The organism is Lentzea sp. NBC_00516 (assembly GCF_036346835.1).
GTDB lineage: Bacteria > Actinomycetota > Actinomycetes > Mycobacteriales > Pseudonocardiaceae > Lentzea > Lentzea sokolovensis.
The window spans coordinates 8,620,841-8,644,758 of sequence record NZ_CP107840.1 but is presented as its reverse complement, the minus strand read 5'-3'; the positions used below and the strand labels follow the sequence as shown (position 1 = coordinate 8,644,758).

Sequence of the window (23,918 nt, the reverse complement as noted above, 5' to 3'; positions counted from 1 at the left end):
GGTATCGGGGTCCGGACACGAAAAAACCCTCGACAACCCGAAGTTGGGTCGTGCGAGGGTCGCGCGTCGACGCAGGCTGTTCGGCTCAGGCGTCGACGCGCCTGAGAAGTACGAGAACGAGCGTGCGCTGCATGAAGCGGACGTTATCGCCTCGCGCAAGAGTGCGTCAACTCTGCGGGATGGAATTCCCGGATCGTGGACGTGGAACAATCGTCCGAGTGAAGAAGCTGGTCTTTCGCATCCCGGCAACGGCCCTGCTCGCAGCGGGTTTGATCGCCATCTGCGTCACCCCTGTGGCGTGGCTCGCTCCGGGACTGCAAGCGCTCTACGTTCTCCCGCTCGGCTACGCGTACTGGGTCGTCCGCAACCGCACGACGGTCACCGAGGACGAGATCGTCGCCCGCGGTGTGTTCGGCACGACGACGCTGAAGTGGTCCGAGGTGAAGTACATCCGCCTGATCCAGAAGGGCTGGCTGCGGGCGGTCAAGGAGGACGCGTCCGAGGTGACGCTGCCCGCGGTGCGGTTCATGCACCTGCCGGCGCTGTCCCTGGTCAGTGGCGGACGCGTGCCCGACCCGACGGTCAAGGAAGAAGAAGTGGTCGCCGAGGAAGTCGCGGACGAGGTCGTGGAGTCGGAGAAGTGATCAAACGAGTTCCGCTGCTGAGCCTGCTGCTGTCCATCGCGGGCCTGCTGACCTCGGCTTATCTGACGTACACGCACTTCAACGCGAACGCGCTGCTGTGCTCGGCGGACGCGGTCATCGACTGCGAGACCGTGACCACGAGCGAGCAGTCGGAGCTCCTGGGCATCCCCGTCGCGTTCCTCGGCCTGGCGTTCTTCGCGTTCCTGACCGTGATCTGCCTCCCGTTCGCGTGGCGGATCGACGCGCTGAAATGGGTGCGTCTCGGCGCGGTCGGCGTCGGCGTGCTGATGGTGGTCTACCTGGTGGCGGCCGAGTTCCTGATCATCGGCAAGATCTGCCTGTGGTGCACCGTCGTGCACGTGATCACGCTCGCACTGGCCTATCTGCTGGCCTCGGCGAGTCTGCGCACAAGTAACCTTTGAGGCACCGCTCCCAGACTGATGGACGCCTCACCCTCGCGTCCCGCGCGCATTTTTCTTGAACTGAATCTGGAGGAGCAGTGCCTCAGCTCCGCTCTCGCACCACCACTCATGGTCGCAACGCCGCAGGAGCCCGCGCCCTCTGGCGCGCCACCGGCATGACGGACAGCGACTTCGGCAAGCCGATCATCGCGATCGCCAACTCCTACACGCAGTTCGTGCCGGGTCACGTGCACCTGCGTGATCTCGGGGACATCGTGGCCGAGGCGGTGCGCGAAGCGGGCGGTGTCGCACGCGAGTTCCACACCATCGCCGTCGACGACGGCATCGCGATGGGCCACAGCGGGATGCTGTACTCGCTGCCCAGCCGCGAGATCATCGCCGACTCCGTCGAGTACATGGTCAACGCGCACCAGGCCGACGCGATCGTCTGCATCTCCAACTGCGACAAGATCACGCCCGGCATGCTCAACGCGGCGATGCGGCTCAACATCCCCGTCGTGTTCGTGTCCGGTGGCCCGATGGAGGCCGGCAAGGCCGTCGTCGTCGAGGGTGTCGCCGTCGCGCCGACGGACCTGATCACCGCGATCTCCGCCTCGGCCTCCCCCGCCGTGAGCGAGGACGGGCTGTCGGAGGTCGAGCGTTCCGCGTGCCCGACGTGCGGATCCTGTTCCGGCATGTTCACCGCGAACTCCATGAACTGCCTCACCGAAGCCCTTGGCCTGTCGCTGCCGGGCAACGGTTCGACGCTGGCCACGCACGCCGCGCGCCGCGAGCTGTTCTCCGAGGCCGGTCGCGTGGTCGTGGAGCTGTGCAAGCGCTGGTACGGCGAGGACGACGAGTCGGCGCTGCCGCGGACGATCGCGAGCCGCAAGGCGTTCGAGAACGCGATGGCGCTCGACATGGCCATGGGCGGCTCGACGAACACCGTGCTGCACATCCTCGCCGCCGCGCAGGAGGGCGAGATCGACTTCACCCTGCAGGACATCGACGACCTGTCCCGCCGCGTGCCGTGCCTGTCGAAGGTGTCGCCGAACTCCGATTACCACATGGAGGACGTGCACCGGGCCGGCGGAATCCCCGCGCTGCTGGGCGAGCTCTACCGCGCCGGCCTGCTGAACGACGACGTCACGACGGTGCACACGCCGACGATGGCCGAGTGGCTCGGCAAGTGGGACATCCGCGCGGAGAACCCGTCGCCGGAGGCGATCGAACTGTTCCACGCGGCCCCCGGTGGCGTGCGGACGACCGAGGCGTTCTCGACGTCGAACCGCTGGTCCTCTTTGGACACCGACGCGGCCGGCGGCTGCATCCGCGACGACGAGCACGCCTACACCCGTGACGGCGGCCTGAACGTGCTGCGCGGCAACCTGGCCGAGCGCGGCGCGATCATCAAGTCCGCGGGCATCGACGAGGAACTGTGGCACTTCGAGGGCCCGGCGCGCGTCGTCGAGTCCCAGGAGCAGGCCGTCTCGGCGATCCTGAACAAGGAGATCCAGGCGGGCGAGGTCCTGGTCGTGCGGTACGAGGGCCCGTCAGGCGGCCCCGGCATGCAGGAGATGCTGCACCCGACCGCGTTCCTCAAGGGTTCCGGCCTCGGCAAGAAGTGCGCGCTGATCACGGACGGCCGGTTCTCCGGCGGTTCGTCGGGCCTGTCGATCGGGCACATCTCGCCGGAGGCGGCGGGCGGCGGCACGATCGGTCTCGTCCAGAACGGTGACCGGATCCTGATCGACGTGCACGAGCGGCGCCTCGAGCTGCTGGTGGACGCCGACGTGCTGGCCGAGCGCCGCGCCAAGATGGAGGCCTCCGAGCGTCCGTGGCAGCCGGTGGACCGGATCCGCCCGGTGACGGCGGCGCTGCGGGCCTACGCGCGGATGGCGACAGACGCGTCCACGGGCGCCGTGCGCAACCCGGACCTCTAAAGAACCAGCGCGAGCGTCATAGCGGCGCCGAAAACGAGCCAGCCCGTCAGCGGTCCGCTGACGGGCTGCTCTGTCTTCTTGACCATGACGCCGCTGACGATGAGGCCCGCGAGCAGGCCGAGCGGCGGTAGCAGGGACTTCGCGGTGAGGCCGAACGGGAACGCCACCAGGTAGACGACCGGGATCCCGATCACCAGCAGGGCGAGCTGGAGCACCGCTCCCGTCACGTTCTTCCGCACAGGGCTGTTCTACCGGAAGACGAAGTACGTCACCGCGGCGCCGCCGATGCCGATCACCAGCGCGATGAAACCGGCCGCCAGCGGGTGGCGGAACCAGCTGCGGTTGTAGTCGAGCGCGGCCCGGCCGGGTCCGGCGAACAGCGCCGCGAACGCCATGCCCGCGAGCGCCAGTTCGAGCTCCACGCCGTTGGGGCCGAAGAAGCCGCCCTTGTACTGCAGCGCGATGACGTTGGCCATCACCGCGAGCAGACCCGCCGCGGCCAGCGGCGTGAAGAGGCCGAGCACGAGCAGGCCGCCGCCGGCCAGTTCGGTGATGCCGGTGACCCAGGCGAGGACCACGGACTCGCGGTAGCCCATCTTCTCCAGCGACTGCGCGAAGCCGTTGATGCCGGGACCGCCGAAGAGCCCGAAGACCTTCTGCAGGCCGTGCAGCACGAAGATGCCGCCGAGGACCGCGCGCAGGCCGAGCAGGCCGATGTCGGGTCCGGCCGTCCAGCCGAACTTCTTGCGGTCGTCGTCGAACAGGTCGGCGTCGCGGTCGTCCACAGTGGACGTCTCCAGCGGCGTGTAGCCCGAGTTGTCGAACGCCTTCGTCGACGAGTCGTACGACTGGGCAGTGTCTCCGCCGGCTCTGACCGTGCCGTCGTCGAAGTGGTGCACTCCCCCTCCGCTGCTCGAATAGAACGAGTCGTCGGAGAAAGCGCTCGAACTCGTCGAGCCTTTGTCGTGAGTAGCCACGCCCGCACGCTAGGAGACCTCGTGCGGGCGCGCGAGAGCCGAACGGCAGCCCAGGTTCACCCAGACGGACTAATGCACTCCTAGTACAAGCCGTTCACAAGATTGCGAGGGCTCTCTCCCGCACCGTACCTGGAGATCTCCGAGGCGGCGATCGCGTAGGCGCGCTGCGTGTGCCCCGTGCAGGATCCGGCCACGTGCGGGGTCAGCAGCAGGCCCGGCGCGGTCCACAGTGGATGATCGGCAGGCAGGGGTTCGGGATCGGTCACGTCCAGGGCCGCGCGCAGTCGCCCGGAATTCAGTTCGGCGAGCAATGCGTCGGTGTCGACGACAGGGCCGCGCGCGCCGTTGACCAGGATCGCGTCGTCCTTCATCGCGGCCAGGAACTTGGCGTCGACGAGGTGGCGGGTCTCCTCCGTCATCGGCACGAAGACGACCACCGCGTCGAACTCCGGCAGCAGCTGCGGCAGCTCGTCCTGGCCGTGCACGCCGTCCCTGGCGGTGCGGCCGACCAGGGTCGCCGTGGCGTCGAACGGTTCCAGGCGGCGCTTCAGCTGCTCACCCAGGTCACCCGCGCCGACGATCAGGACCTTCTTGTCCTGCAAGGTGTCCGTCAGGTGGTAGTCCCAGCGGCCCTCGGCGCGGGCGCGTTCGAAAACGAGGAAGTCTCGGTATATCGCGAGCAACGCGCCGATGGCCCACTCCGCGGTGCTGCCGCCGTGCGCGCCCCTGCACGTGGAGAGCAGCACACCGTCCGGCACCTTGCCGATGAAGTTCTCCGCGCCCGCGCTGAGCAACTGCACGAGCTTGAGATTGGGCAGCTGCGCGAACACCTCGCGCGGGTCGGTGCCGGCGAGGAACCGGGGGATCAGGACCTCGGCGTCGCGCGCGTCGGACGGCAGCGGCTCCCCCGGCACGTAGCGAACCGGCCGGACACCGTCCACCTGGGACAGCGCTTGAACTCCGAAATCATCTGGCACGAGCACGGTGAGCGTCACCCCAGCAAAGTACGTCAGAATGTCGTTCATGCGGGAGCACGACGTCATCGCGTGGGACGGCACGAAGATCCGAGCGTGGCAGGCACCAGGTGAGGGAACACCGGTCCTGCTGTGCCCTGGCGTGGGTTCCGGACCCGAGTCGTGGCCGTCGCTGGCCGATCGCGGCGGCCTGCTCAGCTGGTACATGCGCGGCACGATGGGGTCCGACCGGCCCGTCGACGAGCGCAGCATCTCGCTGGACGACCACGTGTCGGACGCGCTCGCCGTGCTGGACGAGGCGGGCATCGAGCGGTGCGTCGTCATGGGCTGGTCGATGGGCGTGACGATCGCGGCCGAACTGGCGTTGCGTCATCCGAAACGCGTGGCGGGCCTTCTGCTCGTCGCGGGCGCGCCGGGTGACTCGTTCGACGCCATGCTGCCGTTGGTGCCGAAGAGCGTCCGGCGGCTCGTCGGGCTCACCAGCGCGAAGCTGCTGCAGCAGGCCGGTCCGGTGCTGGACAGGGTGCTGCACCACCTCCCGGTGACGGACGCGACGACGTTCCTGTTGCGGCACAGCGGCGTGATCAAGCCGAGCAGCGACCAGAAGGCCGTCACGCAGGCCGTGAGCCGGTTCCTGCAGCACGACTGGCGCTGGTACTTCACGCTGGCGCTCGCGCTGGGCGAGACGCCGCGCCAGGACCTCACCCCGATCGTGTGCCCCGTCACACTCCTAGCCGGTCGCGACGACCTGCTGGCGACGACGGAGAGCATGTCCGAGCCCGTCGGCGCGCTGCCGCAGGCGCGGCTGCGCGTGCTGCCGTGCAGCCATTACCTGCCGTTGGAGGCGCCCGAGGTGGTGGCCGCCGAGCTCGATCTGCTGCTCGACCGGGTGCGGTCGGTCGACTTCGCCACCGCGGAGGCGTTCACTTCCGGTTCACGGCCGCGCACCTAACCTGGAGTCGTGGTTCGTTCCGTCGCGTTGCTGACCGCCGTCTGCCTGCTGGCAGGGGGCTGTGCGAGTTTCCCCGACGAGCCGGCGCCCACCCAGTGGAGCGCCCAGCCACAGCTGACCCCGCAGGCAGGCCCGAAACCCGAGCTCCCCGGCGAGTACCGCCCAACGCCCGGTGACCCCGGCCGCAACCCGGCGCCGCAGAGCGTGCCGCCACCGCAGGGCTGCAAGGACTACCACCCCGCCGTCGTGGCCACGTGCCTCAACACCGTCACGGGGGTCGCCCCGATCGGCGCCGACGCCCAGGGCGGCGTCGCGGCGTACGCGACCGAACGCGGCGGGCGCCTGGTCAAGGTCACCAAGGACGTCGACCCCGTCGTGATCGCCCAGCTGGAGGTCGACGCGTCGACCGACGGCGGGCTGACCGGGCTGGCGTTGTCGGCGACGTTCGCCGAGGACCAGCTCGCGTACGTCTACGTGACGACCGCGACGGACAACCGCGTGCTGCGCATCGCGCCCGGTGACACGCCCAAGCCGATCCTCACCGGCATCCCGAAGGGGCCTTCCGGCAACCGCGGTGTGCTGGCGAGCGACCGCAAGGGCGCGATCCTCGTCGCGACCGGCGATGCCGGGAACCCCGCGCTGGCAGCCGACCCGAACTCCCTGGCCGGCAAGGTGCTGCGGATCGACGGCTCCGGCCAGCCCGCCCAGGGCAACCCGACAGCAGGCAGCACCGTCGTCTCGTCCGGGCTGCGGCTGCCCGGTGGCCTGTGCGTCTCGGCCGACACCTCGAAGATCTGGGTGACGGACTGGGCCGCGAGCGGCGACGTCGTCTACCGCGTCGTCCCCGGCAAGCTCGGCGAGGTCGCGTGGGCGTGGCCGGACCGGCCCGGTGTGATGGGGTGCTCGTCGTTCTCGGACCAGCTGTCCGTGGCCACGTCCAAGTCGCCCGGCTACCAGTCGTTGTCAATGAACTCGGCAGGAGCCTTCACCGGGAAGCCGGAGATCGCGATGGCCGAGGACGGCTTCGGTCTGCTCGGGCCGATGGAGATGCTGAACGAGTCGGCGTCGCTGGTCGGCACGGTCAACAAGAACGGTGGCCAGCCCGTCTCGTCGGACGACCGGGTCGTCATCATCGTGCGCCCGAACAACGGCGGCGGCACTAAGGACTGAGGGCGAACGCCTCTCCTCCCGCACGCCACCACCGCGCGTAGACCTCGCTCTCCTCGACCAGCTTCAGATATCCCGCGGCGACCTGCTCGCACAGCTCGTCGATCTCTTCGGCGACCTGTGCGTCCGTGCGCCAGGCCAGCACGACCTCGCGCACCAGCGGGTTCCCGGTGATCGGCAGACGGGCGACGCCGGGCGGCGTGCCACCGACCGGGTAGAGCGGGCACACCGCACCGGACTCCCTGATCAGCGTCAGCACGACGTGCGCCTCGCTGCTGAAGTGCGCGATCCGTTGCTCGAACCCGACGGCCGCGCACTCACGGGCGAAGTGGGCGTTCATGCCGCTGTCGTCGGGCTCGGGCATGACCCATTTGTCGTCGGCGAGCGCTTCCAGCCCGATCTCGGGTTCTCGTGCTGCGGGATGCTGTTCTGGCACGCCGGCGAACAGCGGTTCGCGGGTGAGCAGGCGATGTCCGACGTTCGGCGGCAGCGTCAGCGGAGTACCGGGAAATCGGCGCATCACCGCGATGTCGAGTTCGCCGGTGGTGAGCAACGCGGTGAGCGTGCCCGTCTCCTTGATGGTGCGGCTGGTGACGTTGTCCTTTAACGCGCCGACGAGTAGTCCGAAGTGATAAGCGGGGATTCCCGCGAGCCTGGTGGGAGCGCTGGGGCTTTGCGTGTTACGGCGCGTTACGCGTTCGAGCGTGACGAGCTGAGTGAGCATCGACCGCGCCTCCTGCACGAAGTCCTGACCGGTCGGCGTGAGCTTGACGCCATCGGCCGCACGCAGGAACAACGTGCCGCCCAGATGGTCCTCGATGCGTTTGAGCTGCGTCGTCACCGCGGGCTGGGTGAGGTGCAGGCGGGCGGCGGCCTTGCGCAGGCTGCCGCAGTCGGCGATCGCCACGACCAGTTCGAGATGCCGCACTTCCAGTCGCATGAGCCCGATGTTATCGCGCAATGTAATAGGACCAATACCCTTCGCTATCTCGCGTGAGACGACGCGGTCTCGATACGTTCGCCCACGTGATGGAATTGGCCGAGCGCCCGACGCGCACCGACGCGGTGCTGTTTTCGGATCGCGCTGTGAAAACGTTTCTGGAGGCCGCGTCCGCCGAATACTCGTTCATCACCGAGGACGAACCGAGACCGTGTTTCGCGGTGCTGCTCGGCCGGACCGCCGGCACCGAGGCCGTGGTGTCGGAGGTGGCGTTCGGCCGCAACGCGCGACTGACGGACCCCTCGGCGCGTGAGGAGTTCGCGTCGACGATCGTGCCGCGGTTCGGCACGGCGTACGAGAACCCGGTGCGGGCGTGGTGGCTGGATCCGGCCGACCTGCTGACGATCACGCGGAAGGCCGACGCCTCCGGCATGGACGTGCTCGGCTCGATCCACCTGCACCCGGACTGGCACCGGCTCGGGCCTGAGTGCGAGCGCAACCGTCCGTTGAGCGACAGCCCGACACCGATGGACGAGCACATGTTCCGCAACAGCGGATGGCCCGTGAACGTCGTCTGTTACCTCGAACGCCGCCATGGCGGTCTCTACTACTCGCTCGCCGCATGGGACTCCGAGTGCCTGCGCCTGCCGTTGAGGACGAACCACTCATGACCGAGCAGATCTACTTGTTGTGGCAACGCATGGAGCAGGGCTGGGCCGTCGGCGACGGCGCGGCGTTCGCGTCCGTCTTCGCCGAGGACGTCGACTTCGTGACCGTGCGCGGTGAGGAGCTGTTCGGGCGTCACGCGGTGGCTCTCGGGCACTCCCAGCTCTTCGCGGGGCCGTACCGCGACACCAAGCTGACCGCGGAGATCAGCCTGATCAGGCCGTTGACCGACGTCGTTTCGGTCGTGCACGTCACGTCGTCCATCGCCCCGGCGGGCATCACCACCCACGCGCAGGCCGTCGTCGTGCGGCGCGAGGACGGGTGGGAGATCGCCGCGTTCCACAACATGATCCCGAAGGGAACGGCATGAGCAGGCCACGGTTGCGGCACATCGCGTTCGTCGTGCAGGACGCGAAGGAGATGGCCGACTTCTACACGTCGAAGTTCGGGATGTCGTTGTTCCACACGGACCCCGACGGCAGCCACTTCGTCACCGACGGGTACGTCAACCTGGCGTTGATCCAGCAGAAGCTCGACGGCGACGTGCCGACCGGCTTCAACCACTTCGGGTTCCAGGTGGAGGACGTGGCTCCGTACCTGGAGACGCTGGAGCCCAGGCCGGCCCTGCGCGGCGGGGACAGGCCGTTCGCGGAGTACCGGGCGATCGATCCCGAGGGCAACTGGTTCGACCTGTCGGCGCACGGCTTTCTGCCGCCCGGGGTGTCCTGACCAGGGGTTTCCGAGATCGCTGAGCGGGAACCCTGGTGTGGGGTACAGCGAGTGGGGCGGGGAGGTCTGTCGGGGCTCCCCGCCCCGTTCTCCTCTAGCGGGTGCTCGTCCAGAACAGTGCCCGCGCCACCTGGGCGTACAGGCCCTTCGGGTGGTTGCGGAACATCGGTTCCGTGCCGAAGAGGACGACCTTCGTACCGTTGGCCGCCGTACCCGACACAACTGCCGCCTGGCCTGCTGCCGCGTCCTGGCCGCCAGTGCCGTTGTCGCGTGCGTGCCAGTGACCCGAGGCGATCACCGTGCTGCCGTAGCGCTGTTCGACTGTCACGCCCGTGCCGAGGTTCGTGAACCACTGCGGTGCGTAGACGAACGAGTGCGGCAACGCGTTGGCGCCGATCGGACCCGTGCCGTTGACGACGTTCACCACGCCGTTGGCGTCCTCCCAACCAGCTGTCGGCGTGGCCTGCAGGAGCTTGGCGTCGGTGTTGAACCTGCTTCCCGTCGCGCCCCGCGTGACGACGCCACCGCGCTTGAGGAACTCGTCGAGCGCGGTCTTGGCGGTGGCGTTGAGCTGGGCGTAGTTCAGGCCCGCACCCACGTACAGCGCGTCGATGCGCGACCAGTCGAAGCCCGCGTTCAGCACCGCCGTGGAGATCGTGCGGACGTCGAACCCGGACTCGCGCAGCACCTGCAGCTCGTCGGCGGACACGGCGGCCGCGATCACCTTGCGCTGCAACGCCTGACCACCCGGCTTCGCGGTGGTGAAGCGCACGCCGTAGCGGTCGGCGACCTCCTTCGCGGCGGCCCTGTCGTTCGCCGGAACGACGATCGTGCCGTCGTCCTGACGGCGCAGGCCGAGACCGCGTGACAACAGGTCGTTGACGGCGCTGACGTCCTCCTGGTCGGTCAGCGCGAGGGCGAGGTCGGCGCCCGGTGCGGCGTCGACGTTCCCGGTCGGCGCGGCGGCCACGACCGGCTTGCCGTCGAACCGGAACTGGCCGCTCTGGAAGATGTCGACCGACGCGCCCCAGAGCAGGCGGTGGCTCCAGCCGGAGATGTCGTACATGACCGGTGCCTTGTCGGAGATGTCGCTGCCCTGCTCCAGCATCACGTTCGCGAGGCCGCGCTTGGGCTGGTGCATGTCCACGACGTACGACCCGGCCGGATAACGCTTACCGCCCAGCGTGAACGGCTTTTCCGCCCGTTCGACCCTCACGTCGTGCCGGACCAGCTGGTCGACGAGTCGTGCGGCGGCGGGCGCCGACCGTTCGGCGGTGATCACGTAGGCGCGCGGGAACTTGGTGCTGAAGCGGTCTTCCGGCCCGAAGCCGGGCACGAAACCGTCCGGGATGTACCGCTGCGCCTCACCGGCCGCGCCGCGGCGGAACATCTCCGTCTGGTTCGCGATCAGGCTGCGCCGGTTGTCGTCCACGTAGTCGAGCGTGGTCTTGATGGTGGCCTCGACGACGTCGGTGTTGATCTTCGAGCGCCGCTGCAACTCCGTCGCGGGCAGGGTCTCGTACGCCTGCCGGTTGACCTGCTGCGGGATCTCGATCGTGTACGAGACGGCACCGTGGTACATCGAGTACTGCGCGGTGTAGATGGGCGCCCAGCCGTCCCACTCGCCGACCGGGTAGTCGCGGAACGGGATCTCCGGCTTCGCCGTCTCGGGATGCCCGAGCGCCTGCACGGCCTTCTCCATCAGCAGGCCGCCCGCGTAACCGTGCTTGATGTACAGGTCGAAGTCGTAGTTCTGGCCGTGCGGCGGCGTGGTCGGCTCGATCAGCGTGTTCGTCACGTAACCGTGCTCGTCCAGCATCATCAACGGCTGGGTGCGCTCCACCATGTCCTGCATGGCCCGGTTCTCGGGCTGGGAGCTCGTGACGAAGTCGCGGTTGAGGTCGAAGCCCGCGTTGTTCACGCGCGTGCCGGCGACGCGGCCGTCCGGATTCGCCGTGAGGTTGAAGTAGACCCTGCTGCGCTGCAACAGGGTGCGGGTCTCGGCGTCGTTGCTCGTGGCGAGGTGCTCGATGACGCGCAGCGCGCCGTCCGTGCCCTCCCACTCATCGCCGTGGATGTTGTTGTTGATCCAGATCGGCGCCTTGTACAGCCCCGCCGGGACGTTGCGGCCTTCCTCGACGGTGGCGCGGAACCGTTCCTGGACGCGGGTCTCCGTCGCGCTCTCCGGCGCGGTCAGCGTGACCAGGTACAGGTCGCGCCCCAGTCCCGACTGGCCGACGACCTCGACGGAGATCCTGTTGCTCTTCTGCTGCAACGCGTTCAGCTTCGGCGCCAGCGAGTGGTACGGCGCCAGGCCGAGCTTGATGGACTTGTCGGCCGTGTTCTCCGGGTACGTCCGCAGCTTCGTCCGGCGCGGGTAACCCTGGTGTCTGTCGGCCTGGTTCTCCCCCTGGGCCAGCACGGACTGCGCTTGGAAAGCGTTGTCCAGCGTGGCGACTTCGTTGCGCTCAGGCCCGTTGCCCGGTTCTCGATCGTTGACCGAAGGTGTTGGTGCAGTCGGTTGCGCTGTTCCGTTGGCCGGAGCCGCTACTACCGCGGCGGCTGCCAGGAGAACAGCGAGCAGAGTTCTGCGCATGCGGTCGTTTCTCGCACAACGGCCCGCTCATCGACTAGAGCCGATAGGCGGGCCGTTGCATCCCCTCGGTCCAGACCAAGATGGCACAACGGCGAGAGAAGTTCACCAAGAACCTTCGCAGCCAGCGTGGAAGTCACCGCTGACCAGCGGCTTCTCGCCGGACGACCACTCGATCGGCCTAGCCAGAACCCAAACAGAGGAACGGTCGGCGGAACGGGTCCTTCGACATCGCCTCGGCCAACGCCACCGCCGGCGCCGCCCCGGCCACCAACGCCCGGTGGTAGTCGGCCATCGCCGCGGCACTGGCCTCGTCCCCGACCTTGCTGGCCGCGGCGACCACCGTGCGCGTCCCACCGGCCAGCATCGCGCCCGCGAACCCGAGCGCCTCGTCGCCAGGCCTGATCCGGTTCAACGCCAGCTCGCACGCCGCGAGCACCACGTGCGCGGGCGGCTTGCGCAACCGGCCCAGCTCGTGCGCGAACAACGGCCCGTCGACCAGTTCGAGCCGGGAGAACAGGGCGTTCTCGGTCTCGTGCTCACCGTGGGCGGCGACGTGCACCAGGTCGGCCCCGTCGAGATGCGCGAGTACCTTGGCAGCGGTCGCATCCTCCCCCGACAGCACCGTCGCCTTGACGTGGTGCGCCGCGAGCCGATCCAACTCACCATCCGCGAACAGCAGACTCGGTCCGCGCACCAGCAACACCTTGTCGGTCTTCGGCTTGTCGGACTGCGCCGCCGCCAGCCACGCCGTAGCACTGGGCGCCGTCGCCACGGGCCTGCCGTGCAGACTCGGAATGACCCCCCACGGCACCGCGTAGAGCGTGCCCGTCGGCACCACGACCAACTCGCGCTCGCCGATGAGGTGGTGCAACGGCTTGATCAGCATGGCGTCCAGTGCGTCGGCCTGCCTGCGCGCCGAGCCCCCGATCACCTGCACCAACGGCTGCGGCAGGTAGTCCGGCGCCAGCGCGTTGAGGTCGAAGTGCAGCTTCTGCGCGCTCTCCAGCACCTCCTTGGCAGCGCCCAGCCGAACCGTCCGGACCTGTCCGCCAGCGATGACGACGGCGACCATCCCGCCGTCCGACACCACGAAACTCACCATGGCGCGTTCACCAAGTTTCGCGATCACCTCGCCGAGCCCTGCCATCGGTCGCGGCCTGCCCCACCGCTGCGAATTCCAGCCGAGCCGGTTCGCCTCCCGCTGCGCCTTCGCCAGCTTCGTGCGCAACTCGGTGGTCGGCCTGCCGTCGAGACCGGCGCGCATCAGATCACGACCGAGGCCGCGCACCTCCACGATCCGCTCGGCCAATTCGGGGTTCTCGACGTGTTCCAGCGGTTCGTAGCGGTAGGTCTGGGCACGCGTCCGTTCCAGCCAGACGAACAGCCGCCGCGCGTCATTGCTCCCCTGCACCAGCCGGATCGCCAGCTCGCCGAGCTCACGGCTGTGCACGGCGGTCGCCGACACGAGCTCGAGTCCACCTAGCTGGTCGCGCACCTGCCCCAGCTCTTCGAGCCCCTTGCGGGCGTGCAGCAGTGCGGTACGACGATCTCCCTTGGCCAGGGCGAGTTCGGCCAGCACCAGCCTGCGCTGCATGCGGTGGTCAATCGGGGTGACCGCGCGCGGGCTGGGCAACTGGCGCAGCAGTTCCTCCGCGTCGGCGAGTTTCCCGCGACGGATCTCCAACCGCGTCGCCAGCAGCTTCGCGAGCCTTGCCTCGTCCACGAGGTGGTTGGCGGCGAGATGATCGGACAAGGCGAGCGCCTTCTGCACCAACGCGCTCGTCACGCGCTTGGCCTGCATGGCGTGCGCCCAGAGCTCGATCAGCGCGGCCATCATCCACCACGTGCTGCCGCGCTTCACGAGCTTGCGCCAGGACGCCTTCGCCATCCTGCGTGCGAGGTCGAACTGGTCGTCCAGCAACGCGGCCGAGGCGCGGAACATCTCGACCTCGGCGATGTCCTGCCCGACCTTCTCCTTGCGCATCACCGGCAGCGCCTCGTCGAGCGCCCGACCGGCCTCATCGGACAGTCCGATCATGAGCATCGCTTCGGCCTGGTCGAGTTGGACCCCGCTGAGCAGAGAAGCCTGCTCCTGCAGACGGAGAACGCGCTCGGCTTCCCCGTAGTACCTCAACGCCTCCGCGAGATCGCCGCTTTGCTTGTAGGTGTTGGCCAAAGCGTGCTGGGTGTACGGGTAAAGGTCGTCGAGTTGGTACTCCCGTGCGAGCGCGCTCGCACGTTCAAGATCGGCGATGGCGATGTCGCGGCGGCGAATGGCGGCGTTGGCGAAGGCGCGCGCGATGAGCGCTGAAGCCAACTGCCGCACGAGATTCGACTCGAGGCGATCTGCTGCGGAAGCCATCTCGTTCTCGATGAACGCGATGATCGGGCCGAACCACTGGACCGACTGCTCCGGCTGTCCCAGCCGCAGAATGATGTTGCCCTGGCTGTGGTCGATGCACCCGTTCAGCAATGCCCGCAGCCTGGGGTCGGCCAGGGTGTCGGCCTCACGCCGGGCCGCGTCGAACGTGCCGACCGCGACGGACATGCCGCTGGTCTCACCGAGGCTGCGGCCCAGGGTGTAGAGGATGCGCACCCGCAGGTCTGTCCGTTCCAGACTGTCGGGAGCGCGATCGGTGTGCGCGAGCGCACGGTTGAGAAATCGGATGGCCGCAGGAGCCCGGTAGTTCTCCTGTTCTGCCCATCCGCTCTTGTACAACTCGCGCGCTCTGTCCAGTGCACGAGCGGGCATGTGATCATCACACCACATACCCCCAAAAGGCGCTGTCCGCCAACCAGGCGCAGCCAGGTCGACGGACAACGCGGAGGGTGACTAGCTGGCCACTTCCTGCTTGGCCAGGTTGTCGGGGTGGTTCTCGCAGGACGGGTCGTGCTCGATGTCGCCACCGGAATCGGCGGTGCCCATCAGCATCATCGGGCCGGGCGGCCGGCCACAGCACTGCGGCGTGACGGGCGGCTTGGGTGTGGTCGCCGGCGGCGGCGAAGGAACCGGCGTCGGCTGCGGTTGCGGCGTGACCGGAGTTCCTTCGAGCACGGACTCGGCTTCTTGAACGACCTCGGTCGCGGCCACTTCGAAGTTCTCGCGCTGAACAGTCATGAGGATTCCCCCCTCGTTTGGACTATTTACTTCTCATCCCCCCAGATGAGTTGCAACGAGAGAGTGGCACACACGGCTACAGACATACGTCTCATTTAGCTAACAGCCACTCAGTCGGCCTAAGATCACAAAGGGCCACCTGCACGAACAGGTGACCCTTTGTGATCTTTATGGCGAATGTGTATCTACGAGCAGCGTGCGAGCACGATCTCGCGCACGCGCGCGGCGTCGGCCTGACCCTTGGTGGCCTTCATGACCGCGCCGACGATGGCGCCGGCGGCCTGGACCTTGCCGTCGCGGATCTTCTGCGCGACGTCCGGCTGGGCCGCGAGGGCCTCGTCGACGGCCTTCTCGAGTGCCGTGTCGTCCGAGACGACCTTGAGGCCGCGCTTCTCGATGACGTCTTCCGGGGAGCCTTCGCCCTCCAGGACGCCGTTGACGACCTCGCGGGCGAGCTTGTTGGTCAGCGTGCCCGAGTTCACCAGCTCGATCACCTTCGCGACCTGGGCCGGGGTGATGGCGAGGTCGGTGACCTCGATGCCCTTCGAGTTGGCCTGCTGCGCGAGGTACGACACCCACCAGGAGCGGGCCTCGTCCGGCTTCGCGCCCGCCTCGACCGTCGCGATGATGACGTCCAGCGCGTTGGCGTTGACCAGGTCGCGCAGGACCTCGTCGGTGAGGTTCCACTCCTTCTGAATGCGCGCGCGGCGTTCCCAGGGGAGCTCGGGCAGGGTGAGGCGCAGTTCCTCGACCCACTCGCGCGACGGCGCGATCGGAACCAGGTCGGGCTCCGGGAAGTAGCGGTAGTCCTCCGCCGTCTCCTTCTTGCGGCCCGGTGAGGTGCTGCCCGACGACTCGTCGAAGTGACGGGTCTCCTGGGTGACCTCGCCGCCGGACTCCAGCACCGCGGCCTGACGCGTCATCTCGAAGCGGACGGCGCGTTCGACGCTGCGCAGCGAGTTGACGTTCTTGGTCTCGGTGCGGGTGCCCAGGGCGCCGGTGGTCTTCGGCGAGAGCGAGACGTTCGCGTCGCAGCGCAGCGAGCCCTGGTCCATGCGGACGTCGGACACGTCGAGCGCCTTGAGCAGGTCGCGCAGGGCCGTCACGTACGCACGGGCGACCTCGGGGGCGCGTTCCTTGGTGCCCGGGATCATCTTCGTGACGATCTCGATCAGCGGCACGCCGGCGCGGTTGTAGTCGAGCAGCGAGTGCTCGGCGCCGTGGATGCGACCGGTGGCGCCGCCGACGTGCAGCGACTTGCCGGTGTCCTCCTCCATGTGCGCGCGCTCGATCTCGACGCGGATGACCTCGCCGTCGTCCAGCGTCACGTCGAGCCAGCCGTTGAACGCGATCGGCTCGTCGTACTGCGACGTCTGGAAGTTCTTCGGCATGTCCGGGTAGAAGTAGTTCTTCCGGGCGAACCGGCACCACTCGGCGATCTCGCAGTTGAGCGCGAGGCCGATGCGCATCGCGGACTCGATCGCCTTGGCGTTCACCACCGGCAGCGCGCCCGGCAGGCCGAGGCAGATCGGGCAGGTGTTCGTGTTCGGCTCGCCGCCGAAGATGTTGGCGCAGCCGCAGAACATCTTCGTGTTGGTGTGCAGTTCGACGTGCACTTCCAGGCCCAGGACGGGGTCGTACTTCTCGATGACCTCGTCGTAGTCCATCAGCTCAACAAGAGAGGTCATGCCAAGTCGTCCTTCCGCAGAGCGCGCGCGGCCAGCGCCGCACCGGTGACCGCCACGGCGATGGTGGCGATCGCGTTCGCCAGCATCAGCTTGTCGTTCTTCGCACGGGCGTTCCGGAAGCCGGAGAACGCTCCCACGGCTCCCGCGACGGCACCGGCGAGACCGAGGAGACCCCGTGCCTTCTTGATGTTCACAGCGACGGACCTCCGAACGCGCCACGGGCGGCTTCGTAGGCAGCGGCCACCCGGTACATGCGGTGGTCCTGCAGCGCCGGAGCCATGATCTGCAGACCGACCGGCATTCCGTCCTCATCGGACAGACCGCTCGGCACGCTCATGGCCGGGGTGCCCGCGAGGTTCGCGGGAATCGTGCAGAGGTCGGCCTTGTACATGGCCATCGGGTCGTTCGCGCGCTCGCCGATCTTGAACGCCGTGGTCGGCGTGGTCGGGGAGATGAGCACGTCGAACTTCTCGAACGCCTTCGCGAAGTCCTGCGTGATCAGCGTGCGGACCTTCTGGGCCGAGCCGTAGTACGCGTCGTAGTAGCCGGACGACAGCGCGTACGTGCCGATCATGATGCGGCGCTTGACCTCGGGGCCGAAGCCGGCCTCGCGGGTCAGCGACATGACCTCCTCGGTGCTGCGCGTGCCGTCGTCGCCGACGCGCAGGCCGTAGCGCATGGCGTCGAACCGGGCGAGGTTCGACGAGCACTCGCTCGGCGCGATGAGGTAGTACGCCGGCAGCGCGTAGTCGAAGCTCGGGCACGACACGTCCGCGATCTCCGCGCCGAGCTCCTTGAGCTGCGACACGGCGGCCTCGAAGCTGCGCGCCACGCCCTGCTGGTAGCCCTCACCGCTGAACTGCGTGACGACGCCGATGCGCAGGCCGGACAGGTCGCCGGACAGACCCTCGCGGGCAGCGGCGACGACCGGCGGCACCGGCGCGTTGATGGACGTGGAGTCCATGTGGTCGTAGCCCGCGATGATCTCGTGCAGCAACGCGGCGTCGAGCACCGTGCGCGCACACGGACCGGCCTGGTCCAACGAGCTGGAGAAGGCGACCAGGCCGTAGCGCGACACACCACCGTAAGTGGGCTTCACGCCGACGGTGCCCGTCACGGCGCCGGGCTGGCGGATCGAGCCACCGGTGTCGGTACCGATCGCGAGGGGCGCCTGGAACGCCGCGAGCGACGCGGACGAGCCACCGCCGGAGCCGCCGGGGATGCGGTCGAGGTCCCACGGGTTGTGCGTGGGGCCGTACGCCGAGTTCTCGGTGGACGAACCCATGGCGAACTCGTCCATGTTCGTCTTGCCGAGGATGACGACGCCGGCTTCCTTGAGCTTGCGCGTCACCGTGGCGTCGTAGGGCGGGATCCAGCCTTCGAGGATCTTGGAACCGACCGTGGTCGGCACGCCCTCGGTCGTCATGACGTCCTTGAGCGCCAACGGCACGCCGGCGAGCGGGGACACCTGCTCACCGGCCTTGACGGCCGCGTCGACCTTGCGGGCCTGCGCGAGCGCGCCCTCGGTGTCGACGTGCAGGAAGGCGTGGACCTTCGCGTCGGTCTCGGCGATGCGGTCCAGGTGGGCCTGCGTGACCTCGACACTGGAGATCTCGCCGCTGTGGATCTTCGCGGCGAGTTCTGCCGCGGTGGCGTGGATCAGGTCGTTGGTCATGCTTCCTCACCCAGGATGCGGGGCACGCGGAACCGGCCGTCCTCGGCCTCAGGAGCGCCGGAGAGCGCCTGCTGCTGACCGAGGCTCGGACGGACCACGTCCTCGCGGAAGACGTTGGTCAGCGGAACGGCGTGCGACGTCGGAGGGATGTCGGCCGTGGCGATGTCGCCAACCGAGGCCACCGACTGGAGGATCACGTCGAGCTGGCCGGCGAACAAGTCGAGCTCGTCCTCGGACACAGCCAGCCTGGCGAGCTTCGCCAGGTGCGCGACCTCGTCGCGGGAGATGCTGGGCACTCCTGTCAACCCCCGTAGGGTCGGGATACGAATCGGGAACCCCGTGAGTCTATGGGCTGGTCAGGCGCGCCTTCGAACGGGTTACCGCCTCCGTGGTTGACCGGCACGTCAACTTAACCGGTTCGCAACGCGGACAGCGGGTCATGCGTTGACGATGCGTCTGCGAGAATCACCGACCGGCAACGGCGCAAGACGCGGGGTCTCGCGCACGAGCTATGGAGGCGTTCACCTTGTCGTTCCTGATCCGGGTCCAGCTCCCGGACCGTCCCGGCACCCTCGGCGCGGTCGCAACGGCTTTGGGCGAGATCGGGGCGGACATACTCAGCGTCGACGTGGTGGAACGCGGTTCCGGCATCGCCATCGACGACCTCGTCGTGGAGCTGCCGTCCGGCCGCCTGCCGGACACCCTGATCACCGCGGCGGAGTCCATCGAGGGCGTCGAGGTCGACGCGGTGCGCCCGTACGCGGGCATCCTCGACACCCACCGCGAGCTCGAACTGGTCGAGGAGATCGCCGACGCCCCGCACAAGGGCCTCGAGGTCTTCACCGAGGGCGTCCCGAAGATCATCCGCGCCGGCTGGGCCGTCGTCGTAGGTCCCGAAGGCACCGGCATCAACCGGCTGACCTCGTCGTCCGCCGCCCCGGAGACCCGGATGGCGAACGTGCCGTGGTTCCCGCTCGAGCGCGCGACCGTGCTCGACGGCGAGGAGGAGTGGGTACCGGAGACCTGGCGAGAGCTGGGCACCGAACTCGCCGCCACGCCGCTGGGCAAGCCGGACCGCGTGCTCGTCGTGGGACGTCCGGGCGGCCCGATGTTCCGCGCGGCCGAGGTGGCCAGACTGGCGCACCTGGCCGGCATCGTCGCGGTGGTGCTCCCCGACTAACTCGGGGCCCTCGACTTCTGCCTTCTGCGGGCCATGGCGATCAGCTCGGCGTTGTTCTTCGCTGTTCGCCCGTCGGGCATCTGAAGCGTGTCCTCCAGACCCATGCGCACATGGTGTTCGAGGAGCGCGCCGTAATCGAGGACGGACCACGCGTTCGCGTCGCGGCCGTGCAACAAGACCGGCAGGCCAAATGGTTCTACTTGCGCCAGCAGGCTTTCCGCCGTCTCACGCGTCGCGCCGACCGTGATCCGGCTGATGCCGTCCGGCAGGTCGTTCAGGCTTGCCGGGCCTTCGACGACGAGCTCGACCCTGACGTTGACCCGGTGCAGAGCCTGCGCCAGGTCCCGCCAGCCGGGCTGGTCCACGTGCACGCTCGCGATGTCCGGCCGCCCCGCCGCGAGCGGCGCCCAGCTGCCGATCAACGTGGCGCGTTTGCCGGGCACGTTCGTGGACACGCTGATCTCGATGCCCGGCACGGCGGCGCGGACCGTGGCGATCGTCGTCGCCACCTCAGGCCCCACGAGCGTGAGCGCACCGATGACGTCTCTCGGATGTATGTGCACCGACGTGACGCCGAGCGCGGCGACGTCGGCCGCGTCCTCGGCGAGGCGCTCGGGCGACAACGGCAGGGCCGGGTGCTCCGCAGCTGTGCGGGAGCCGTTCAGACAGGCTTGCAGCACACCTCATACGGTCCCACACAATCCTTCTGGCGGCGTTGCTCCAAGGGCTAGGTTGGGGGCATGCGACTGGCCCTGGTGCTCGCCCAAGGGAACGAGCTGGCTCTGGGCGATCTGGCGTTGGGAGTGGCCGGGTTGCTCGCGCTGGTGACGGTGATCGTGGTGGCGGTCAAGCGGAAACGCTGATCACAGACCCCAGCCCTCGGCGAGCGTGCGCACCAGTTCCTTCTGCCGGGTCTCCAGGACCACAGGCGTCCACTCGGGCTGCGCGACCACCTGACTGGTCAGCGCGAACGCCGCAACGCCCTTGCCGCTCAGGAAGTACTTGTCCTTCTTGGTGGTGAAGTCGTTGTTGCCAGCCTCTGAGTTCTTCCACCTGTTGAGCAGCACGAGGTTCGCGAGTCGATGGGTCCAGGTGGCGCGATCCTCCGCCGAGAAGTCGCTCAGCCACACCGAACCTTCCTTCGGATTCTGCGGCAGGACGTGCTCCACCGTGATGACCGGGAACTTGTAGATGGCGCCAGGATCACCGGCCAGCATCTCGTCGAGTCTGAGCAACACGTACCGTCGCGTCTTCTGGACCAGGTAGAGCGCGCCGTCGAGTTGCCTCGCGGTTTCCGCGCGTTCGTCGGCGTCGAGGACGAACGCCGGAGAGTCCAGCCCGTAACCTGCCGCGAGGTCGCGCAACAGGTTGGAATACCTGATCACGCGGGGCGTCGTGTAGATGCGGCGGACGAACATGCTGGCGGCGAGCCGCTCCAGCCTGCCGAGGAATCCGTCCAGCCAGACCGGGTCGTCACCGTGGTGGCGCACAGCCCACAACGCGGGCGGCAACCAGTCGCTGTTGTCGATCTGGGCCAGCCGCCGGAACCACGAGTTGATCTGCTCGGCCCTGACCGTCGACTCGTACCCGAAGTCACGGATCTGCTGGTAGGCCTCCGCGTACGGCACCAACACGTCGTCGACGAACTCGGCCTCTCGTCCCGAGAGGTACTGGTTCAGCACCTGCTTCGGGAACTCGGTCATGAGGTCCTGCTTGGCGCGTTCCTTCGCAAAGATCATCCGGATGTACAGGAACAGGTCGGCGAAGTCGCTGCGACCGAGCCTGACCTCCGCTTCGTCCCACTTCTTGGCGTACTCGTCGTCGAGCTCGCCGATGACCTTCGACTTGAAGATGTCCGCCGGCGAGAGGTCGAGTCCCCTGGCGTTCATCACGCTGAAGATGCGGTGCGCGCTGGCCAGGTTCGGCGTGCTGACGACCACGAGGAACGTCTGTGCGCTGATCATCTTGACCAGTCGGTGCCGTGCCTCCTCGCCCTGCTCGACGAGAGTCGTGCGCAACGCCTTGGCGTTGTCCCGGATCGCCTTCTGCGCGTCGGTCTTCAGCGCTCCGTCGCCGAGCGCGACCAGGTCCTCGATGCGCCCTGGCTGCTGCACGTAGGTGCGGAAGAAGGCCTGATCCCGTTCCCTGAGCGCGAGCCGCGGCTTCGGTTCGAGCCCGAGCAGCTCGTCACCCTGCTCGATGATCATCTTGCCGAGCGAGTTCTGGATTCCCCCTGGCGTGGCGAGATCGCGGACGATCGCCAGGAGGATCGTGAGCGTCGTGAGCCGCTGCTGGCCGTCGATCACCTCGGAGTCGGCTTTGCCGTCGGTCTTGACGAGGACCATCGATCCGAGGAAGTAGGGCTCGTCGCTGTCGACTGCTTCGACCAGGTCTTCCAGCAGCTGTTGCGCCTGCTCTACCTCCCACGCGTAGGGCCGCTGGTAGTCAGGAATCCGGAAGTCGTAGTCGCTTCCGAACACCTTGTGCAGAGGCACCTCGTGGGCTTCGAGCTTGTGCATGACCGCCTCATCGGGAGGGCGGCGAGCACCGTTACGTTCTGCGAGATCTCCGAACTCACTCCAGAATCTGCCGTGATCGCCCCACCTCTGGAGGTATGAAGATCATGGCCATCACCGTGAACCTCGACTCGCTCCTCGACAAGGCGTACGAGGACAAGCCGCTCACCGAGATCCTGGACGCCCCCGTGGACGCGCTGCAGGGCGTGAGTCCTGGCGACGCGGAGAAGCTGAAGGCCGCGTTCAACATCAAGACCGTGCGTGACCTGGGCACCAACAAGTACTTCCGCGCGGCCGTGACGTTGCTCGACCTGGAGGCGACGGCTCGTTAGAGCACGATGCGGTAGTGGACGAACGGTGTCTTCTCCGCGACCTGGTCGTAGAGCCTGCGGGCGGTGTCGTTCCACTCGCTGGTGTGCCAGTAGACGCGGCAGCAGTTCTGCTGTTCCGCCCATTCCGTCACCGCTTCGATGAGCGCGCGGCCGACGCCCCGGCCGCGCGCCTCGGGGGTGGTGAAGAGGTCCTGCAGGTAGCAGACGTCCGGGCCGGACGTGCTGGGGTGCTTGAAGAAGTGCGTGATGCCCACGACCTTGCCGTCGTCGCGGGCGCATAGGGCGTGGATGTTTTCGTTGGCTTGGAAGGCTTGCCACTTCTCGTCGTACGTTTCCGCTGGCAGCGCGCGTTCGTAGAAGGTGTTGTAGCCCTCGAAGAGCTCCTGCCACGTGGCGCGGTCCGCGGGTTCGAGTGGGCCGATCGCGATCATGTTGATCCTTTCTGTGGTCACCCGGTTGGATGACCCTCGTGTCGACGACCCTCACCACCGAGCTGCTGCTGCATCGCGCGGGCACCAAGTCGTACTGGCGCGGCCTGACCTACCGCGAGTCGGTCCTGTCCCTGCGGGTGCACAGCCGGCACGTGGCCGCTCGGGTGCGGGGCGGTGACGACGCGGCGTACGCGGTGGAGTTGTCGTGGTCGGGGACGTATCTGGTGGGCGCGTGCACCTGTCCGCACGGGTCTGAGGGGTTCTTCTGCAAGCACTGCGTGGCCGTCGGGCTGGTGCTGCTGGACCGGGGTGAGACGGTGCCGCCGCCGGACGCCGAGGACGTGGAGCTCAAGGACACGCTGAGAGCGTTGCCCGCCGAGGTCCTGCGGGAGCTGTTGTACGAGCAGGCGGCGGGCGACCCCCAGCTGCGGGCGCGGATCATCTCAGCACGCTGACGGTCGTTGCGTCTCCGGCAGCAGCGCGCAGTGCTTGTAGTGGCCGAGTGCGACGTCGGCGAGCACCCAGCCCTCACCCGCGCGGCGAAAGGTGAGCAGGTGAGGCAGGCCGTAGCTGCTGAACGGGACGGTGCCGGGCGTGGCGAAGTACAGCTCGGCGTGCTCGTGGACGTGTGCCACGACTGTTCGGCCGGTCTGGTCGACGTCGAACCGTTCGGCGCGCGTCTCGACCACCGCTGCCCGGTAGTGGGTGCGGGTCGACGCCCTGGCCGCTTCGAGCTTCGTCTCGTGCACGGCCAGTCTCGTGGCCAGGTCCGGGGTGACAGGAACGCCGAAGCCCGGCGCCTGCGGGCCGGTGGTGACCTTCTGCGCCCTGTTGTGCAGGTAGCGCTGGGCGATGCCGAGGATCTCGCCCTGATCGGCCTCCGCCAAGGCGACCGGAGTGGCGGAGGCGCCCAGCAGCGCCGCGGCCACGAGCAGGACAGCCGTTGCTCTCACTCGCGAATCCCCATTCGCTGAAAGCGGGAAGCTACC

At 68.1% G+C, this 23,918-nt stretch carries 27 protein-coding genes; 12 read left to right on the top strand and 15 right to left on the bottom strand.

Translation table 11 applies throughout. From position 1 onward, the window contains the following. Positions 1-218: 218 nt before the first annotated feature. The 3 genes from OG205_RS40060 (at position 219) to ilvD (ending at position 2,988) form a co-directional block, all read left to right on the top strand. Positions 219-644: a PH domain-containing protein gene (locus tag OG205_RS40060; RefSeq protein WP_330273021.1), complete on the top strand. Its 426-nt coding sequence runs from the start codon at positions 219-221 to the stop codon at positions 642-644. Continuing rightward, entirely contained in the window at positions 641-1,066 is a 426-nt protein-coding gene (locus tag OG205_RS40055; protein ID WP_330273020.1) for a vitamin K epoxide reductase family protein, read from the top strand. The genes OG205_RS40060 and OG205_RS40055 overlap by 4 nt, the downstream gene beginning before the upstream one ends. A 77-nt stretch (positions 1,067-1,143) precedes the next feature. After that, positions 1,144-2,988: a dihydroxy-acid dehydratase gene (ilvD, locus tag OG205_RS40050; RefSeq protein WP_330273019.1), complete on the top strand. Its 1,845-nt coding sequence runs from the start codon at positions 1,144-1,146 to the stop codon at positions 2,986-2,988. Here the strand turns inward: ilvD and OG205_RS40045 are convergent. From OG205_RS40045 to OG205_RS40035, 3 genes are all read right to left on the bottom strand, one after another. Continuing rightward, positions 2,985-3,227 carry a hypothetical protein gene (locus tag OG205_RS40045; RefSeq protein WP_330273018.1) on the bottom strand — a complete coding sequence of 81 codons (243 nt, stop codon included), beginning with the start codon at positions 3,225-3,227 and terminating at the stop codon, positions 2,985-2,987. The genes ilvD and OG205_RS40045 overlap by 4 nt on opposite strands. Positions 3,228-3,236: 9 nt before the next feature. Beyond that, a complete protein-coding gene (locus OG205_RS40040; protein WP_330273017.1) occupies positions 3,237-3,965 on the bottom strand; it encodes a DoxX family protein in 729 nt (242 codons plus the stop codon). Between the two features lie 80 nt (positions 3,966-4,045). Next, positions 4,046-4,990, bottom strand: a complete 945-nt coding sequence (locus tag OG205_RS40035) for a 2-hydroxyacid dehydrogenase (RefSeq protein WP_330273016.1) — start codon at positions 4,988-4,990, stop codon at positions 4,046-4,048. Between OG205_RS40035 and OG205_RS40030 the strand changes: the two genes are divergently transcribed. Both OG205_RS40030 and OG205_RS40025 read left to right on the top strand, forming a co-directional pair. Next, on the top strand, positions 4,989-5,891 hold the full coding sequence (locus OG205_RS40030; RefSeq protein WP_330273015.1) for an alpha/beta fold hydrolase: 903 nt from the start codon (positions 4,989-4,991) through the stop codon (positions 5,889-5,891). The genes OG205_RS40035 and OG205_RS40030 overlap by 2 nt on opposite strands. 9 nt (positions 5,892-5,900) lie before the next feature. Beyond that, positions 5,901-7,061 (top strand): PQQ-dependent sugar dehydrogenase, encoded by a 1,161-nt coding sequence (locus tag OG205_RS40025; protein WP_330273014.1) that lies wholly within the window; start codon positions 5,901-5,903, stop codon positions 7,059-7,061. Here the strand turns inward: OG205_RS40025 and OG205_RS40020 are convergent. After that, entirely contained in the window at positions 7,051-7,998 is a 948-nt protein-coding gene (locus tag OG205_RS40020; RefSeq protein ID WP_330273013.1) for a LysR family transcriptional regulator, read from the bottom strand. The two genes, OG205_RS40025 and OG205_RS40020, sit on opposite strands and share 11 nt — an antisense overlap. 146 nt (positions 7,999-8,144) lie before the next feature. Here OG205_RS40020 and OG205_RS40015 point away from each other — a divergent pair, with 146 nt between their 5' ends. Genes OG205_RS40015 through OG205_RS40005 form a run of 3 tightly spaced genes read left to right on the top strand, consistent with a single transcriptional unit; the run spans position 8,145 to position 9,393 of the window. Continuing rightward, positions 8,145-8,669, top strand: coding sequence for a hypothetical protein (locus OG205_RS40015; RefSeq protein WP_330273012.1), 525 nt, complete (start codon positions 8,145-8,147; stop codon positions 8,667-8,669). Further along, the gene (locus OG205_RS40010) at positions 8,666-9,034 is read left to right on the top strand and encodes an SgcJ/EcaC family oxidoreductase (RefSeq protein ID WP_330273011.1); all 369 of its coding nucleotides are present in this window, start codon (positions 8,666-8,668) and stop codon (positions 9,032-9,034) included. The genes OG205_RS40015 and OG205_RS40010 overlap by 4 nt, the downstream gene beginning before the upstream one ends. After that, positions 9,031-9,393 carry a VOC family protein gene (locus OG205_RS40005; protein ID WP_330273010.1) on the top strand — a complete coding sequence of 121 codons (363 nt, stop codon included), beginning with the start codon at positions 9,031-9,033 and terminating at the stop codon, positions 9,391-9,393. The genes OG205_RS40010 and OG205_RS40005 overlap by 4 nt, the downstream gene beginning before the upstream one ends. Positions 9,394-9,487: 94 nt before the next feature. Here OG205_RS40005 and OG205_RS40000 read toward each other — a convergent pair whose 3' ends face one another. The 7 genes from OG205_RS40000 to gatC all read right to left on the bottom strand — a co-directional run bounded on the left by OG205_RS40000 (position 9,488) and on the right by gatC (position 18,766). Then, complete coding sequence (locus OG205_RS40000) at positions 9,488-11,989, bottom strand: M14 family zinc carboxypeptidase (protein ID WP_330273009.1); 2,502 nt, start codon at positions 11,987-11,989, stop codon at positions 9,488-9,490. A 178-nt stretch (positions 11,990-12,167) separates the two neighbouring features. After that, positions 12,168-14,741, bottom strand: a complete 2,574-nt coding sequence (locus OG205_RS39995) for a CHAT domain-containing protein (protein ID WP_330273008.1) — start codon at positions 14,739-14,741, stop codon at positions 12,168-12,170. Positions 14,742-14,822: 81 nt separating this feature from the next. Further along, complete coding sequence (locus tag OG205_RS39990) at positions 14,823-15,107, bottom strand: hypothetical protein (RefSeq protein WP_330273007.1); 285 nt, start codon at positions 15,105-15,107, stop codon at positions 14,823-14,825. Between the two features lie 185 nt (positions 15,108-15,292). Beyond that, positions 15,293-16,795, bottom strand: coding sequence for an Asp-tRNA(Asn)/Glu-tRNA(Gln) amidotransferase subunit GatB (gatB, locus tag OG205_RS39985; protein WP_330273006.1), 1,503 nt, complete (start codon positions 16,793-16,795; stop codon positions 15,293-15,295). After that, positions 16,792-16,989 carry a hypothetical protein gene (locus tag OG205_RS39980; RefSeq protein ID WP_319977675.1) on the bottom strand — a complete coding sequence of 66 codons (198 nt, stop codon included), beginning with the start codon at positions 16,987-16,989 and terminating at the stop codon, positions 16,792-16,794. The genes gatB and OG205_RS39980 overlap by 4 nt, the downstream gene beginning before the upstream one ends. Next, a complete protein-coding gene (gene gatA / locus OG205_RS39975; RefSeq protein ID WP_330273005.1) occupies positions 16,986-18,470 on the bottom strand; it encodes an Asp-tRNA(Asn)/Glu-tRNA(Gln) amidotransferase subunit GatA in 1,485 nt (494 codons plus the stop codon). The genes OG205_RS39980 and gatA overlap by 4 nt, the downstream gene beginning before the upstream one ends. After that, positions 18,467-18,766 carry an Asp-tRNA(Asn)/Glu-tRNA(Gln) amidotransferase subunit GatC gene (gene gatC, locus OG205_RS39970; RefSeq protein ID WP_189154510.1) on the bottom strand — a complete coding sequence of 100 codons (300 nt, stop codon included), beginning with the start codon at positions 18,764-18,766 and terminating at the stop codon, positions 18,467-18,469. The genes gatA and gatC overlap by 4 nt, the downstream gene beginning before the upstream one ends. 230 nt (positions 18,767-18,996) lie before the next feature. On the opposite strand from gatC, the gene OG205_RS39965 reads away from it, so the two are divergent. Further along, complete coding sequence (locus OG205_RS39965; protein ID WP_330278328.1) at positions 18,997-19,650, top strand: ACT domain-containing protein; 654 nt, start codon at positions 18,997-18,999, stop codon at positions 19,648-19,650. Here OG205_RS39965 and OG205_RS39960 read toward each other — a convergent pair. Then, positions 19,647-20,330 (bottom strand): 3-keto-5-aminohexanoate cleavage protein, encoded by a 684-nt coding sequence (locus OG205_RS39960; protein ID WP_330273004.1) that lies wholly within the window; start codon positions 20,328-20,330, stop codon positions 19,647-19,649. The two genes, OG205_RS39965 and OG205_RS39960, sit on opposite strands and share 4 nt — an antisense overlap. A 60-nt stretch (positions 20,331-20,390) precedes the next feature. Between OG205_RS39960 and OG205_RS39955 the strand changes: the two genes are divergently transcribed. Beyond that, complete coding sequence (locus OG205_RS39955; protein ID WP_330273003.1) at positions 20,391-20,513, top strand: hypothetical protein; 123 nt, start codon at positions 20,391-20,393, stop codon at positions 20,511-20,513. Here OG205_RS39955 and OG205_RS39950 read toward each other — a convergent pair whose 3' ends face one another. Continuing rightward, positions 20,514-22,169 carry a DUF262 domain-containing protein gene (locus tag OG205_RS39950; RefSeq protein WP_330273002.1) on the bottom strand — a complete coding sequence of 552 codons (1,656 nt, stop codon included), beginning with the start codon at positions 22,167-22,169 and terminating at the stop codon, positions 20,514-20,516. Between the two features lie 104 nt (positions 22,170-22,273). Here OG205_RS39950 and OG205_RS39945 point away from each other — a divergent pair, with 104 nt between their 5' ends. Further along, positions 22,274-22,498: a hypothetical protein gene (locus OG205_RS39945; protein ID WP_330273001.1), complete on the top strand. Its 225-nt coding sequence runs from the start codon at positions 22,274-22,276 to the stop codon at positions 22,496-22,498. On the opposite strand, the gene OG205_RS39940 is transcribed toward OG205_RS39945, so the two are convergent. Further along, positions 22,495-22,929, bottom strand: a complete 435-nt coding sequence (locus tag OG205_RS39940; RefSeq protein WP_330273000.1) for a GNAT family N-acetyltransferase — start codon at positions 22,927-22,929, stop codon at positions 22,495-22,497. The genes OG205_RS39945 and OG205_RS39940 overlap by 4 nt on opposite strands. 38 nt (positions 22,930-22,967) lie before the next feature. On the opposite strand from OG205_RS39940, the gene OG205_RS39935 reads away from it, so the two are divergent. Then, entirely contained in the window at positions 22,968-23,384 is a 417-nt protein-coding gene (locus OG205_RS39935; protein WP_330272999.1) for an SWIM zinc finger family protein, read from the top strand. Here OG205_RS39935 and OG205_RS39930 read toward each other — a convergent pair. After that, a complete protein-coding gene (locus OG205_RS39930) occupies positions 23,373-23,882 on the bottom strand; it encodes a hypothetical protein (protein WP_330272998.1) in 510 nt (169 codons plus the stop codon). The two genes, OG205_RS39935 and OG205_RS39930, sit on opposite strands and share 12 nt — an antisense overlap. Positions 23,883-23,918 lie beyond the last annotated feature (36 nt).

Bases quoted from the DNA above. Each gene is read 5' to 3' on its own strand.
- OG205_RS40030 (WP_330273015.1), top strand. From the start codon at position 4,989: ATGCGGGAGCACGACGTCATCGCGTGGGACGGCACGAAGATCCGAGCG.
- OG205_RS40035 (WP_330273016.1), bottom strand. From the start codon at position 4,990: ATGAACGACATTCTGACGTACTTTGCTGGGGTGACGCTCACCGTGCTC.
- OG205_RS40020 (WP_330273013.1), bottom strand. From the start codon at position 7,998: ATGCGACTGGAAGTGCGGCATCTCGAACTGGTCGTGGCGATCGCCGAC.
- OG205_RS40010 (WP_330273011.1), top strand. From the start codon at position 8,666: ATGACCGAGCAGATCTACTTGTTGTGGCAACGCATGGAGCAGGGCTGG.
- OG205_RS40005 (WP_330273010.1), top strand. From the start codon at position 9,031: ATGAGCAGGCCACGGTTGCGGCACATCGCGTTCGTCGTGCAGGACGCG.
- OG205_RS40000 (WP_330273009.1), bottom strand. From the start codon at position 11,989: ATGCGCAGAACTCTGCTCGCTGTTCTCCTGGCAGCCGCCGCGGTAGTA.
- OG205_RS39995 (WP_330273008.1), bottom strand. From the start codon at position 14,741: ATGCCCGCTCGTGCACTGGACAGAGCGCGCGAGTTGTACAAGAGCGGA.
- OG205_RS39990 (WP_330273007.1), bottom strand. From the start codon at position 15,107: ATGACTGTTCAGCGCGAGAACTTCGAAGTGGCCGCGACCGAGGTCGTT.
- gatB (WP_330273006.1), bottom strand. From the start codon at position 16,795: ATGACCTCTCTTGTTGAGCTGATGGACTACGACGAGGTCATCGAGAAG.
- gatA (WP_330273005.1), bottom strand. From the start codon at position 18,470: ATGACCAACGACCTGATCCACGCCACCGCGGCAGAACTCGCCGCGAAG.
- OG205_RS39955 (WP_330273003.1), top strand. From the start codon at position 20,391: ATGCGACTGGCCCTGGTGCTCGCCCAAGGGAACGAGCTGGCTCTGGGC.
- OG205_RS39950 (WP_330273002.1), bottom strand. From the start codon at position 22,169: ATGCACAAGCTCGAAGCCCACGAGGTGCCTCTGCACAAGGTGTTCGGA.
- OG205_RS39945 (WP_330273001.1), top strand. From the start codon at position 22,274: ATGGCCATCACCGTGAACCTCGACTCGCTCCTCGACAAGGCGTACGAG.
- OG205_RS39940 (WP_330273000.1), bottom strand. From the start codon at position 22,929: ATGATCGCGATCGGCCCACTCGAACCCGCGGACCGCGCCACGTGGCAG.